Origin of the sequence: Paenibacillus sp. FSL H7-0940 (genome assembly GCF_037979415.1) — a bacterium.
Taxonomy (GTDB): Bacteria; Bacillota; Bacilli; order Paenibacillales; family Paenibacillaceae; genus Paenibacillus; species Paenibacillus amylolyticus.
The window spans coordinates 26,841-40,597 of the sequence record NZ_CP150280.1 but is presented as its reverse complement, the minus strand read 5'-3'; the positions used below and the strand labels follow the sequence as shown (position 1 = coordinate 40,597).

Annotated in this window: 17 protein-coding genes and 1 pseudogene; 1 reads left to right on the top strand and 17 read right to left on the bottom strand. The window is 36.9% G+C overall.

The window, feature by feature from the left end; all coding sequences use genetic code 11:
* Positions 1 to 8: 8 nt before the first annotated feature.
* Complete coding sequence (locus MHB71_RS00235) at positions 9 to 872, bottom strand: MurR/RpiR family transcriptional regulator (RefSeq protein WP_340028504.1); 864 nt, start codon at positions 870 to 872, stop codon at positions 9 to 11.
* 209 nt (positions 873 to 1,081) lie between these two features.
* Here MHB71_RS00235 and MHB71_RS00230 point away from each other — a divergent pair, with 209 nt between their 5' ends.
* Positions 1,082 to 1,333: a hypothetical protein gene (locus MHB71_RS00230; RefSeq protein ID WP_340028503.1), complete on the top strand. Its 252-nt coding sequence runs from the start codon at positions 1,082 to 1,084 to the stop codon at positions 1,331 to 1,333.
* Positions 1,334 to 1,575: 242 nt separating this feature from the next.
* Here MHB71_RS00230 and MHB71_RS00225 read toward each other — a convergent pair whose 3' ends face one another.
* From MHB71_RS00225 to MHB71_RS00150, 16 genes and pseudogenes are all read right to left on the bottom strand, one after another.
* A complete protein-coding gene (locus tag MHB71_RS00225) occupies positions 1,576 to 2,115 on the bottom strand; it encodes a DUF4303 domain-containing protein (protein ID WP_340028502.1) in 540 nt (179 codons plus the stop codon).
* A gap of 468 nt (positions 2,116 to 2,583) precedes the next feature.
* Positions 2,584 to 2,682 (bottom strand): annotated as a pseudogene (locus tag MHB71_RS00220) (LuxR C-terminal-related transcriptional regulator); the annotation flags it as partial.
* An 11-nt stretch (positions 2,683 to 2,693) separates the two neighbouring features.
* Positions 2,694 to 4,241: a recombinase family protein gene (locus tag MHB71_RS00215; RefSeq protein WP_340028501.1), complete on the bottom strand. Its 1,548-nt coding sequence runs from the start codon at positions 4,239 to 4,241 to the stop codon at positions 2,694 to 2,696.
* A gap of 12 nt (positions 4,242 to 4,253) precedes the next feature.
* Complete coding sequence (locus MHB71_RS00210) at positions 4,254 to 4,532, bottom strand: hypothetical protein (protein ID WP_133387092.1); 279 nt, start codon at positions 4,530 to 4,532, stop codon at positions 4,254 to 4,256.
* A gap of 182 nt (positions 4,533 to 4,714) precedes the next feature.
* Positions 4,715 to 5,512 (bottom strand): hypothetical protein, encoded by a 798-nt coding sequence (locus MHB71_RS00205; protein WP_340028500.1) that lies wholly within the window; start codon positions 5,510 to 5,512, stop codon positions 4,715 to 4,717.
* A 281-nt stretch (positions 5,513 to 5,793) separates the two neighbouring features.
* Positions 5,794 to 6,042, bottom strand: coding sequence for a hypothetical protein (locus tag MHB71_RS00200; RefSeq protein WP_340028499.1), 249 nt, complete (start codon positions 6,040 to 6,042; stop codon positions 5,794 to 5,796).
* A 134-nt stretch (positions 6,043 to 6,176) separates the two neighbouring features.
* A complete protein-coding gene (locus MHB71_RS00195; RefSeq protein WP_179263196.1) occupies positions 6,177 to 6,551 on the bottom strand; it encodes a type II toxin-antitoxin system PemK/MazF family toxin in 375 nt (124 codons plus the stop codon).
* A gap of 269 nt (positions 6,552 to 6,820) precedes the next feature.
* Complete coding sequence (locus tag MHB71_RS00190) at positions 6,821 to 7,267, bottom strand: putative toxin-antitoxin system toxin component, PIN family (protein ID WP_340028498.1); 447 nt, start codon at positions 7,265 to 7,267, stop codon at positions 6,821 to 6,823.
* On the bottom strand, positions 7,264 to 7,437 hold the full coding sequence (locus MHB71_RS00185; RefSeq protein ID WP_340028497.1) for a hypothetical protein: 174 nt from the start codon (positions 7,435 to 7,437) through the stop codon (positions 7,264 to 7,266). The genes MHB71_RS00190 and MHB71_RS00185 overlap by 4 nt, the downstream gene beginning before the upstream one ends.
* A gap of 282 nt (positions 7,438 to 7,719) precedes the next feature.
* Positions 7,720 to 8,403 carry a BRO family protein gene (locus MHB71_RS00180; protein ID WP_340028496.1) on the bottom strand — a complete coding sequence of 228 codons (684 nt, stop codon included), beginning with the start codon at positions 8,401 to 8,403 and terminating at the stop codon, positions 7,720 to 7,722.
* A 298-nt stretch (positions 8,404 to 8,701) separates the two neighbouring features.
* Positions 8,702 to 9,310 (bottom strand): hypothetical protein, encoded by a 609-nt coding sequence (locus tag MHB71_RS00175; RefSeq protein WP_340028495.1) that lies wholly within the window; start codon positions 9,308 to 9,310, stop codon positions 8,702 to 8,704.
* 389 nt (positions 9,311 to 9,699) lie between these two features.
* The gene (locus tag MHB71_RS00170) at positions 9,700 to 10,365 is read right to left on the bottom strand and encodes a DUF3800 domain-containing protein (RefSeq protein ID WP_340028494.1); all 666 of its coding nucleotides are present in this window, start codon (positions 10,363 to 10,365) and stop codon (positions 9,700 to 9,702) included.
* A 258-nt stretch (positions 10,366 to 10,623) separates the two neighbouring features.
* Positions 10,624 to 11,391 (bottom strand): ankyrin repeat domain-containing protein, encoded by a 768-nt coding sequence (locus MHB71_RS00165; RefSeq protein WP_340028493.1) that lies wholly within the window; start codon positions 11,389 to 11,391, stop codon positions 10,624 to 10,626.
* An 80-nt stretch (positions 11,392 to 11,471) separates the two neighbouring features.
* Positions 11,472 to 11,810: a hypothetical protein gene (locus MHB71_RS00160; protein WP_340028492.1), complete on the bottom strand. Its 339-nt coding sequence runs from the start codon at positions 11,808 to 11,810 to the stop codon at positions 11,472 to 11,474.
* 30 nt (positions 11,811 to 11,840) lie between these two features.
* Positions 11,841 to 12,845: a hypothetical protein gene (locus MHB71_RS00155; protein WP_340028491.1), complete on the bottom strand. Its 1,005-nt coding sequence runs from the start codon at positions 12,843 to 12,845 to the stop codon at positions 11,841 to 11,843.
* Positions 12,846 to 13,091 (bottom strand): hypothetical protein, encoded by a 246-nt coding sequence (locus MHB71_RS00150; protein WP_340028490.1) that lies wholly within the window; start codon positions 13,089 to 13,091, stop codon positions 12,846 to 12,848.
* Between the last annotated feature and the right edge of the window lie 666 nt (positions 13,092 to 13,757).

Below are 13,757 nucleotides of genomic sequence, written 5' to 3'. Positions count from 1 at the left end.
TTCATCTGTCAGGCACCTCCGTTGTGTTGGACTCGATAGGACTGCACATTGTGATAGGATTGTTCCAGTCTGGGGATAAAACGGTCGAAGTCGGCACTTACCATGCCTGTGAACAAAATATCGACCACATGCAGCAGTGCAATACGTGAAGCCATATCTCCACGCCTCATGCCTTCTTCCAGAGAGGACGTGAATAGTGGGATATCGGATACAGTTGCAAGCTTGTTACTGCCATAGGAAGTCAGTGAAATCGTAGAAGCTCCGGCCTGTTTGGCACAATGCAGGGCATCGATGGTCTCTGGTGTTTCGCCTGAATAGGATACGGCCATCGCCACATCTCCCTCAGCGAGCGAAGATGCGGATGTAATCTGCATGTGTGAGTCGGAGAAAGCCGTACAGCTCTTGCCAATCCGCACCAATTTCTGATAGAAATCCTGTGTAACAACCGAAGAGGTAGCCACACCGTACAGATCGATGCGGCGAGCCTGGCACAATAATTGAACAGCATGCTCCAATCTGCCCAAATCCAGCAAACGGGTGGTATCTGCAATAGACGCGAGGTGGTTGGCTTCGATAGCTTCAACAATTTTGGATAGTGAATTGCCCGCTACAATATCCTGATACGCCGTTTCATCAGATGCGTGGGACAATTCTGCGGCGAGTTTCATTTTGAAATCGGGAAAACCTTTGAAATGAAACGACTTGCAAAAGCGGGTTACCGTCGCTGCACTTGTGCCACTCTGCTCTGCCAAATGACTAATCGTCCAGCTGGGAATGTCCGATGGAGATTGCATAATAACTTCGGCGATACGTCGCTCCTGAGACGGAAGGTTATTCAGTTCTTGCTGCAACGCACGTAATATGGCTGCCATGAGGTCCTCACTTTATGAAAATTATTTTTAATTATTTTTAATAAATTAAGAAAATCATTTTTATGACTTTATTCTAATCAAGACGATCCTGCAAATCAAGAGAAATTTAACATGACTTTTGCAATGATCTGAGCGTGTATAGACCCTCACCTGCTTGATACGCATAGTTGATGTCCTTTATATTGAGAATCGAGAGGGGTGCAATTCTAATGAATCGAAGACAACGGGAAAAGCTCATTCCTTCCATCTGGATTATGGCTTCCAAACAAACAGAAGGACACGCCTATTATGCCCTCTATGCTATCGACTGGAAACGCGGAGGTCGGCTGAGTTGGGAAGGCTGGAATCAGCTCGAAGACCTGCTGCAATTTCATATTCCGATCAAACGAAAAGCCGGAGGCCGAAAATCTTCTTCCCAGCCTGCCGCCAAAATTGCGAAAAAGAACTCCATCTTCATCTGAACGAAGCAGAGTTCGAGGAATTGGAGCAGCTCTTTTATCAGTCTTTTTCGAAGAAAAGATGGAGAAGTTTCATTCAAATGAATAGGAATCTATAAGTGATAAACTATTATGGATTCGGTTGTTTCATTTTTTCACGCTAAAACAAAAAAAGCCTCTTCCCTTCTTTGGATAAAGAATAGGAAAGACTTTCGCGGTACAACGATTCAATTCATTTTGATTCAATTTAACTAAGTTAACTCGTTCTAACTGATGCCATCATATCGTTTTAAGAACTTGCTGGCTAAGCTGGGGACAGTCATTAGATGAACCGATTGATTTTCAATCTCCTCCGCCAGATCGTCATCTGTTAGAGAAACAAAGAACGTAATGTCTGCTTTGGCTTGTCCATACCGGGCAAAAACGTCACCTGTTGTCTCATTCACAACTTTGGCAATGATTCGAATGATCTCATCCTTATACTTCTGGACATCTTCTGTTGCATACAACAATCGGCTGATATGGTTAAAGTGCGTATCCTCGCCATATTGATATTCGGAGCAGCCCCATCTGTAATAGATCTCGTCCTGCTCGCTGTCGCACAACCCCTGTTCCTTCATATTGGTAATATGCCTAGTCAGGGATTCCTCTGTATTTACCGCCATGAACAGCGTTATCCAATCACTGTCTGTTCCAAATACACAAGCATATACTTTTTCATGTTGCACCTTAGCCAGCGTTTGTTCCAGATCGGATAGAAAACCCGCTCGAAATTGGTCTTCGAATTTATTAAAAAAGCGATCCATTCAGCTCATCCTTTCATTATTATTATAAGTTGAAATACCGAATAGTTACACTTGCCACTTCGCTGACATAATAACCTTTCGATCACTGTTATCCCCAGATTTTTTGAATCATTTTTTATAAGGGTGAAAATCTGGGGATAAAGGCGAACGCTCCGCTTCTTCAGGTCATTTCTGTCCTCTACGTTCTAGTGTAACTGTGTTGTCTAACTCATGGAAATATGTTTTAAGAACCCATTCGTCCGTTCAAAACCATTGTTTCAATTCTACTGCCTTATCTTCATATATGTAATCATTATGGTCTACTAAAAAATGAAAACAAGCGATGCTACGTTTCGGATCTTCCCTCAATTTATTGTTAACTCCCTTATTTTATGGTCCATTGCAGCAAAAAAGCCTTGCCCCATTCTTCATGACAAAGAATAGAGAAAGGCTTTCATGCTGCTACTTAATCCTAACTGTAATTCGCAACTAAATCTTCAGTTCTCCAAGCTTAATCAGCTCGACAACTGCCTGCGAACGACCCTTAACATTGAGTTTCTGCATCACATTCGAAATATGGTTTGAAACACACAAAAAAACTATAGCCTACCCAATACAGAATGGATCTCAACATTGTTTGCTTTATCAACTGTAATGTTTGACACTAATTTTTTCAGGATCAGGTTCACTTGGTCTACTTCAGTAAATTGTCCTAGATCTGATAATTCATCAAGTGAGATGTTTATCTCATTAAACTGTTCACTGTCATTCAAAGCTCGTTCTAATTCAGATTTCATTTTGGACAACTGTTCTTGTTTCTGTTTAATCTCTTGTTCATACTGTTCCTTCTCAAACTCATATTGCTCATCATCAATTTCATCGTTTAACTTTTGCTTTCGGATTTCAAAAAGCAATTTACGTGTATTCTGTATCTGCTTCTCATATTTAACGATTAACTTTCCGGTATCTTCTTTCGCTTTTTTAGTGAAGGTTACAGTCTTTCCCGACTTTGTTTTACTTCTAAGTTTCTCGCTCAATCTTTCAATAAGAGCATCTTTGAAATCGTCGTATGGAATCCTATTGTGATTTTCACATCCAGTTTCACCCTGTCTTCTTCTCTTAGAACAAACTAAGTAACGATAGCTGTTCTTCTTGCCGTTTGAGGTCACAATGTTTAATGATGATCCACAATGCTTACACTTGATTATACCAGCGAATACATTGACTTTGTTTCTTACCCCTCCACGCTTTCCACCGCCACGCTCTAACCGTATCTCCTGTGCCTTTCTAAATAGCTCCTCACTAACAATTGCTTCATGAGTCTGCTTACCGCTTTCTTCCCATAGCTCCTTGTCACGCTTAACCAACTTTCTAGATTTATCAGAGATATTGTTGATATCGTTATAAACCTTTACAACTGTAAATTTATTAAATATGTTTTTACCTGTATATATCTCATTCGTTAGTATACGCTCTACAGACGTTACTCCCCATTTCCCTCCTCTGTAAGAGGGAACTTTCTCTTTATTCAGATACTTTGTTATAGCTTTCTCACCCATCTTTTGATTGACATACATATCAAAAATGAGTTGAACGATCCTGGCACGTTCATTAGGTATAATGGTTTTCCTATCATCGACCTTTATTTTGTCATAGCCCAATGGTGCAATAGTACCTAAATAATTTCCTTTCATTCCAGACTGACGTATACCTCTTCGTGATGATATGCTAATTTGCTCACTCAACTTTTGGTTAACTGCTGAGAATATTTGAAATTTAAACTCGTCATGATCAACTTGTGAATCATAGTTCTCGTCTAAGGATACAACCCTTAAACCAAGCTTATCCACAAGAGTTCTCTTCAAACCTAACGAGTCATACGTATCACGAGAGAATCTAGATAAAGAAGAAAAGAGGATGGTTTTAAAGTAACCCTTACCTGCATCCTCAATTAGTGTCTGAATAGAAGGTCTTCCAACAATGGATGTACCACTATCCCTGTCTACATATATGTACTCTTCACGAACCTTTAAACTTAGCTGTCTGGCTTTCTCTTCACAATCCATCCGTTGGTGTTCTGGACTGAACTTTTGTGACTCCTTTGTTGTGGATACCCTAACATATATTGCTGCATGCTCATATCTCATGTGACATTCCCCTCAGTCTGTAGATTTAATTGTGATATCATAGTCTGTAGCAGGGAAATTTTTGATCGCTCTTTGTACTACAGTATCAACTACAAATTGAATTGCTGCTTTTGCTTCTTCTTCGCTACGGTTATCGTCTATAAAAATAAAGTTGAATGATTTAGATTTTTTCTGCTTGTTTGTCTCCTTCATCCGTTGTACACCACCCGTATGACTTTCGTACGGATAATGTATGCGAATGCTGCTTGGACGAATGACAGACAATGTTTTTGCTGCACTTTGGATATTCACTCACCTCCTCACCTTGTATATTCGAGGTAATAGTAGTTGTCACCCGGACACCCCACGAGACTACTCAGTATTCTAAGACATGTTCCATTTGTGTTTAGTGTAGTTTAGAGTGCAATGAATAGATGGATTACAATTGAGTCTAGAGATAATCTTGCATGTTCTTTTGTTATGTATTTCTATTCTTAATCCTTCAACTTAATTTGCATTTGTTCAAAGGTAAACGGTTGATGCACATTGTATATTTGACCATCAATCTCTATCTGTCCTATTGGTATGTATCCTTTATACACTTTCTGTTCATTCTCATTACTGTCTACTTCAATGCTTTTTTGACCAGTCGTTGATTGCTCCGATTGAATCAAAACTATTTTTCCATCTTGAGTGTTTGTAAAAACTCCAGTATCGTTTTCTAGCTTAGGTAAACCCAAGTCTTTCTTTGCATCTGTTATCGAATCATATCTTCTAAATGTGGGAATTACATTAGTTTGCTTGTTTCCCATCTCAAATGCATAAACTGGCTTAGCCTGTGCCTTATATGAATTTTCACCGAAAGGCAATATGGTAACATTAGATAACCTGTAGCCGATATTTGGATCAGTGTTAATACGGTCAATTGTGGGACGGTAAGATTGATTCTGGTCATTTTCAAGAAAGCGCTTTGTCTGCGTAATCCATTCCTTCCACATTTCTGGCTTCAAATTAATAATTTCACTCACTCCGCTAATCGGATCACTCCAATCGCAGTGAACTCCTCTATAAATACCTTGCGAATAACGACAGCTATGAATTCTCGACTCCACTGATTTAAAAAGGAGATATGCAGCCATGGAGTACTCTTCCTCAATAACTTCATCCTCAATCAAACTCTGTACACATAAAATTCCTCTTGGTAAATATGTGTTCTCTCCATACTTTTCAACCCATTTTTTAATTTCTGATGGGTGTAATTTGTATGGTCTCCCCATTTTTTTATCTGCCATTTTATAATCTACCTTTCTTAAATATTAATACTACTTTTTAGTTCATTCTTATTCATTTTAGAAGTCGGACACCTAAGCCCGACCCCATACTTTTTGCTTTATCTTATCTAACTCTGTGGTATCTTAACTTGCACAACATCTTAAAACTAAAGTCCATCACCCCATAGTCATTAATAACATAAGGTTCACCTTTATGATGAAAATAATTTGGTTCAGTTCTTTTAATTTCATATCTACTTCCCATGGTTAAGGAATCTAATTTGAATTTGTTATCAACAACCTCAGCGTATATTGGCATAAGCAGAATCCCTCTTGTAAAATTTTAATTGCAATTTTGGGTTGTAGAACATCTCAGTGTTTGCGGTATATGTATTATCCATACTGTAGCGCTCCCCCTCAGTGTATATAGAACCATCATCCACCTTAACCTCATAAATCTGTCCTACTGTAAAATCACTCGTTTCCCCACTTACCAATTCAATATAATCCGCATCGTTAATATTGGTGATCTCGATCAAGCCATTATGCATGTTCTTTCCTCCGTGTTTAAATATTTTAATAGACACAATTGACAGTACCACCAAATCAAATCAATTTGCACCACCACCTTTAATAAGCGTCAAAGGTGTCTATTTATATATAACACTTGTTAAATCGTATGTAGTTAATCCCATGCACTGATGTATCCCATTTGCACCTGACCAGCTCTATCCAGCATAGGAGCGTATTCTTCCGGTACAGAGCCGATTCTCCACATTAACTGTTCTTTTGATATAGTTGAAATTTGCTCCATCATAACTATACTGTCATCACGTAATCCACACTCCATAGCGTCCAAATTTACATGTGTAGGCATCGCTTTCTTCTTGGCTGTGGTAACTGAAGCTACCTGTACCGTTGGGCTATATCTGTTACCCATGTCATTTTGTATGATGAGGACTGGGCGTTTTCCTCTCTGAACACTGCCGCTGCTAGTATTAATCAATTCTGCGAACCATAGTTCATATCTCTTATATTCAGTCTTTTGAGCAGTCAACATTTCGTATCACTCCGTTTATCTATTGTTTATATCAGAAGTATAACAAACAAAATATAAAATGTACATATATTTATACTTAAAAAGATAAAAAAATAGGATTAGCTCTATTTGCTTAATCCATTCTCTATAAAATTAAAACAAAAAAAGCCCTATTAAGGCTTTTCGGTAGTTAATTTCTATGTAAATTTGGTATTTCATTAAACAAGGTCGGATTGTAATATATACCGACCCTGTTTTAAGCTATGTATAGTCTAGTTGAAATATTATATTTAATTTGCTCTTCTATTTATTCTCCTTAATTCTCGTATAAATTGTGCAGGTTTTACTATCTTTACACCTTGATATTCCCCTAAATCAATCAAGCCATTTGATAAATCATTGGTTATAAAGTAATTTGCTTGGGCCGCAACAGCTAACTCAATAAAAGGCTGATCGCTTTTATCACTCGATAGTTTCTGTAGTTTTGGAGGAACATCTATACGAGCCGACCTATTGATGGTCAAATATAACTCTCTGAAGAATTCTTCGCTTTCAAAAATACGCTTTTCACCAATAGTGCGTGAAAAGATGGTCCACAATTCATTTGCTGTGTAGTTAGAGAAAACAAACTTGATTGAACCATTCTGTTCATAATCTAAAACTTGCTCATCATTTTTAAACCCATCAGAGAAAATTGCGTTAATAAAAATATTTGTATCAACAACACATCTTATCATTTTGATTGTTCAGACCTTATTTTCGAGAGTTCTTTTCTTACATCAGAATGGCTGTAACCATGGTTATCCATAGATTTTTTGGCAATCTCTTTCATGCGTCTCCAACCAGTGACTTGATTCGTTGGTTTATTCAGTAGCGTCATATCAATAACCTTCTTTCGTTTAGGCATTCAACCATCTCCTATCTAATTTTAGATTAGACAGTTAATTCTATGATTGAATCACCAAGTAGTATGATTGAAACATTTTAGAAAGCTACATAAATTGGTATCTCTATTTGCAATTGTATCATGTTAAACAACAGACGTAAAATAAAATGAAATCAAAATAGGAGAAATTGATGTAAAAGTGTGAGGATTTGAATTCATTTCCTAATGCAAAAGTATGCTTTCATGGGAATATAAAAAGCCACCTCTAATATGAGGTAGCCCCTTACTATGATGTTCTATGTATTATCTACAAGCCGCTGTTCTATAACGCATATTCTCAACTTTCCATTCAACCATACCTTTGATCCTCACGTATTCTTGAGCTAGACCTGCTTGATGGTAATCGTTAAACTGCTGAATCTTAACATCTAGAAAACTAATTAACTCATTTCGGATATCTTCCATACTTTCAATATGGTCTTTCAATTTCTTGTTTCCGTGGTGTTTAGAATTCTTTCGCTTGTAGGGTAGGCGTGTCTTATGCTGTCTATGAAATGCTAAGAACTCTTCAATAAGATTATAGAGTTTAGTGATATTGTAATCATCCAAATTAGCCATGAAGTTTGGAACATTGTACTTAACTTGCTCATGTGTTGCTTCATCCGATATGTACATTCCATCTCTGCGGATTGCAGGGAGTACTTCGCTTGTTACCCACTTACGAAACGATTTCGCTTCGGGTTTTCTACTGTCAAAAATAACATCGTATAATGCTTCTTCGTTTATAATTGTAGCCGAATTCTTTCTTCCAATTGAGTCCATCACGGTGTGGGTTGAAACCACATCGTCATTTAGCCGTTGTTTAACGTCTGAGGATCGGAGCCCAAGGATATTACATACATCTTTTAATACAAACCAAGGTTCACCTTCTACAAAAATTACTCTAACTTCATTTTCATCAAACTTAAACAAGGAACTATTAATCACTAATCAAATCATCCTATTCTAGTTTTATATTTTATGTGCAAGCGACAGTCCACCTTCAACCTGTCTACAGGCGGTATTCCATCCTTGCATCAACTCAACTCAATTAGCTCGCCTCATCTGTTTATGTATTGTGTTGCTATATCTTGCTATCTGATATTTAATTCCTCCTCTCATATTCAATATAATACAAGAGGGGTCAAATCGTTAAGACTGATGGAAAAGAAAACTGGATAATTTCAATATGAAAGTATAATAAAAAGCCACCTCAGAAATGAGGCAGCTCTTTTAATTGCTATAATTATTTAATCCCCTGAGCCCTCATCAACTCATCCAAATCATATTTCAAAGTATTATTCTCGTATGTAACTTGAAGAAAAGTGACCTTATTTTCAGCGGCTAAGAGAAGTACTATCGAAGTCCTCTTTTTATCAATAAACCACTCAGTTATAAATGCTACCTTTCCTGCAACCATGTCTTCTAAGTCGCCAATATAAGTAGGTATGTTTTTTCCACTTGATGTGATTATATCCTTATTGTTAAAGGGTGCATCATATTCGTCTAATAAATCTCTTTTTATACTGAAGTATTTATCAAGCTTGTTACTCGGAGTTTTCTTTGTGTCATTAGGATATATATCATAAACTGTTCGTGCCAACTTGTTCTTATAAAATATGTATGTCAGTGTTGCACTTTCTCTAAATCCCGTTGTTTTGTACTTCAAGTATGAGAAGTCTTTTACTTTTCCTTGATCTAATAATTTTGATTTTTCTTTCTTTTTAACCTGATTGACTGTCATACCCCAATTGACATTTTTGAAATCATACTTAGTAGCTGCTGTTGCTGGAGCTAATTGAGACGAGGTAACGAGTAATAGTATTAATAAAAATGATAAAACCAACTTCTTCATATGTAGACCTCACTTCCTAATTATGGAATGATTATACCATGCCAAAAGGAGTGGGTCTACAGTAATGGATGAATAGGACGAGTGGGAGAATAGAGAAGATAATAAAAAGCCACCCTCATAAGAAGGCGACTTCATTTTGATGGAAACCATTGGAGCGATCAGAACACATCTGATTTATATGCTCAATACTTGCATACGACTACAGTGGGTTTACTCCATCAGTACCTATTATATACCCAGAACGTTAATTAAATAACAATATGCACAAAACCAATGGAGCGGTTGCCATACAGGCAACTTATGTTTCAGTGTTTTAACACGACACCAGTGGGTTTACTTGTGCATACATATTATAACATTATGAAATACTTCGGTAAAGAGGAGAAAGACTATCTAGCATTAAAATGTACCACTTTGTCTGTACCAAAAAATCTTCTAGGGAAAAGTTCGATACTTGTAATTTTAGGCTTAATAATGTTATAGAAATAATCTTCATTTTTCTCATACTTTGAGTAAATTGCGTTTGCAACAAAATCAGCAGCTTGTATTGCATAACTATTTTGTGATTCGTAATACTTTACATCAATATTAATATTCAAGTCTTTTTTATAGATAAGTTCTAGTTTTATATATTCAGAGAAGGAATTTAATGAGTTAACTTTAATTGAACGTTGATCTAAATTAATTAATAAGTCTTTTGTAGGGTTATTTTGTGCTATAGGAGATATCAAAATTTGCAACATATAATTGTAAAGTAGATTTTCATCATGAAGTAAAGCTTCCTTAACGTGAAGTTTATCTGCGACAATGTACTTAATTTCAATGTCTTTTGAGGCGATTTTGTTCAAAAAGTAGTCTTTAATAATTTGAGTAGAGTCACTCGCTTTAATTTCATTTACATTAGAATAATTAGGAAATTTTTCTTTAGTTTTCAAAACTGCTTTTTTAATGACATTCTTCAATGGCGAAATATTGTCTTTTACACAAATTGCGGCAATAATAAAATATCTACCGCCAGTACCAAGATTCCCGGACTCATCAAAATTCAGTATCATATGGAATCCCTCCTTGCCTATATCATTGTACAATAGGTGGGAGAATATTCCTACAGAACATACATTCGTTTTTAAACTTCAACCAAAGCAGGGGAGAGGGCGCCCAATTCAGTCAATCGCTCGGTGAGTATTGAGTCGATGTTTTTAAAATCCCAGTATGGAATGCGTATTAATGGGATGTTGTTAGCTTTGCAGTAGTCGTCTTTTATTTTGTCCTTTTTCTGTTGAAGTTTGAATGTTTTTAAAGTAAGTTAATCATTACTTATAAAAACGCATGTAAGCATCTAATCCAATATCAAACACGGAATTTTTTTCAGCATAGTCGATAGGCAATAGACCATTTTTATCCTCAATTTTGGGATTTGCATTTAATTGTTCAAGTTCCCCATAGTAGAATGAGTTTTTATTAATTACCGCTAGATGTAACGGCGTTTGTTTCTGGTTGTTTAGTAAATTGACATCCAATGCATTACGTTTAATTGTTAGAAACAACGAGTAATTATTTTCCAATACAACATAATGCATCAGACTGTTTCCTGTATCTTTATCTTGTGTGTTCACAGTAATCTTTTTAGTTGTAATTGCTTCTTTAACTTTTGCTGCATCAAGTTTCCCATCAGTGGAATACTTTTCATGAAGTCCTTGCACGTATTGTCCTCCTGTATTATTAGTGGTTGTACTATTGTTCGAATTGCTTGGATTGTTAACGCTATTTCCAGTTGAACCATTGTTTGTTGTTGTGTTGCTTGCCGATACTCCTTCTTTCAATGACACTTGAGTACTAGTTACAGACTCAACAGAGTAACCCATGGCATTTGCTGTATCTCTGACTGGAAGATATAGCTTTCCATTTACATTAAGTGGGGTGTCAGATAATTTTGCTTGAGTACCGTCAACCACAATTTTCACGTTACTTTGTGTTGCTTTGAGGTATGTAGCTGCTCCTACTGCTGTTCCTGCTGTAACTGTAATGCCAACAATTGCTCCCAACGTGAAAGTTGGCAACTTAGACAGTATTTTTTTCATATTATGTACCTCCGATAGAGTGATATGGTATAGCCTAAATGGAAGACTATACCATAGGATTATCGGTTACATTGACGCTGTCACTTAGAATTCCCTACAAAAATTTTAGAGACATCAACGGCCTGCCCATTAATAAAAAAGAATGGCTGAGTGTCTGACGCTTCCAAACTTACGCTTGTTTCTTCCTCGATATTCTCCTCTAGAGGATTTGTAACCAACTGTAGATAGCGATTAATAAGGTATTCATCTTTACAGTCCTTTAATTGTTGATGAACGTATGCATCCAGCATCTTTGTAAGATTGTGTTGCATGACAAAATTCATCAAAATATCGTACTCATCCATAGTTGTTTCGTACAAGTCTCTCGTTTCTTGTAGTTCTTCCATCAGTTTCTTCTCTAGCTCAAATCGTTTATTCATATGTATATTCTCCTCTATATGTTTGATTGATTAGTTCAGATCGATACGACTACCGTTCATTTTAATGTTTCCTGTGGCCTTAATATTGATATCACCTTGAATGTCGATCCCAAGACCTGAAGTTGTTAATTCAAAAGTTGAACCATTAGAAAGACTCAATCTATATGTACCGTTCTCAGTGGCAATGAATTGAAATTCTTTACTTCTAGCAGTATATTTTCCTTGATCCGCTGTTGTTATGATCCCTGAATCATCAAGAAGTACACTTCTCTCTCGACCTGTATTGCTTTGATAGTATGTTTGAGATAGGCCTCCGTTATATTTTACTTCCTGATACTTACCGCTTGTTGCAGTCATTCCATCACCTTCGCCATGTTTAATAGCATCAGGGAAGTAGTCTTTATATCGTTTCAATTTTTTTGTATCTGGAATCTTCGCAGTGTACATTTGTGTGTTTTCTTTATCCAACTCGAAATATGTAAGAGTACCTCCACATTGCTCATTTGCCGCAGCAGCATATGCTTTTAGCAATACTTTACCAATATCCTCTTTCCCCAGATAACGTTCAATTACAGGGTCAGTAATCCAATGTCCCTTTCCATATCCAATAACCAAATCTTCACCAGGATGAGCACAAATATCTACAGGATTAAAATTATCAACCTCATCAAAGTAAACTATCCCCCACGTACCGTCTTCACGAATGCCCGGAATTACAACCTGAATGTTGTACTTAGAATCTTTAAGGTAGGGTCTATTTTCTAGAAATGTACCGTAAACATCTTTCGTTAAATTTACAATCTTTTCAATATCATTTTCTCCTGTTTCTTGAAGAATTCTACTTACTGTATCAGCGATATCCATGCTCCCACTAATGTAAGCCGCAAAGCCGCCAGAGTAAAACTGTAATTTTTGAGCGTCATCATGTAATTGATAGCGCTCCGGGTCTGATCCACGTATAACACATACCCTAGAATCAGCAGAGATATATGCTTTTTCTCCACCATTAATAAACACAATATTACAAACACTCATTTACTCTCCCTCCCCAACAAAGTTAATTGTGATGGATGCCAAGTCTATATAATTATATGGATGCTTATTGCCATCATTATCAACGTAATTAAATTTCCGATTGTCAATAAGCCCATTCAAAAAACCTATGCATAACTGTTCTAGATAGGGTTTCACGTCTTTATTTGTTAAGAACTCGCTGCCAATCTCTTCGGTAGTAAATCCGTATCCATCTTGAAACTTACAAACTACATTAAACTTGTTCATATTCACAAATCTCCAATTCATTATGTATTATTTCGACTTTCACTATCTACGGTCAATCTATATCCGAACTCTTCCCTATTCCTCATCTTCATCCCTTGTTATCTAATGCCATCCTTGGATCACTTCCAGCCTATCCGCTGCATCACCCTGTACCACACATATCGAATCCTGCGCGTATCTCATCCCTCCGTTCATATGTATTCATAGGCTCCAAGAGTCTGCCTTGGAATTCGTTAACCTCATATATCCATTATATGCAGACCGTTTGTTATTTGTAAACATAATTTCATATATTTATTCTTTAAAATTTTCTCTTCTACTATAGTGACATCTCAGAATCGATTCTCTTACTCAGATCCTTGATTAACTAATAGGCAAATGGAACACAACTAGCCTAGGAGGTATAAAGTGTCCTCCTTCATAAGCTCCGCTTTATTTCATTGTTATTTACAGACGCTCCACAGTTCTCTCTGTTTCCCCTATTGCTTCGGCAACATTTTTCAACAGGCCGTATTGTCCCGTTGCCCTATTTCCCCCATGTCCGGTTTCCAATATTCCTTCAAGAAAGCTGCTTGTCTGCCCTTTTTTACTGGCTCGCTTTCAGCTTCTCCCTACACTCCGTGTTCTCTGCAATGAGCATGTATTCGGCTTGCCATTCGTCTACAT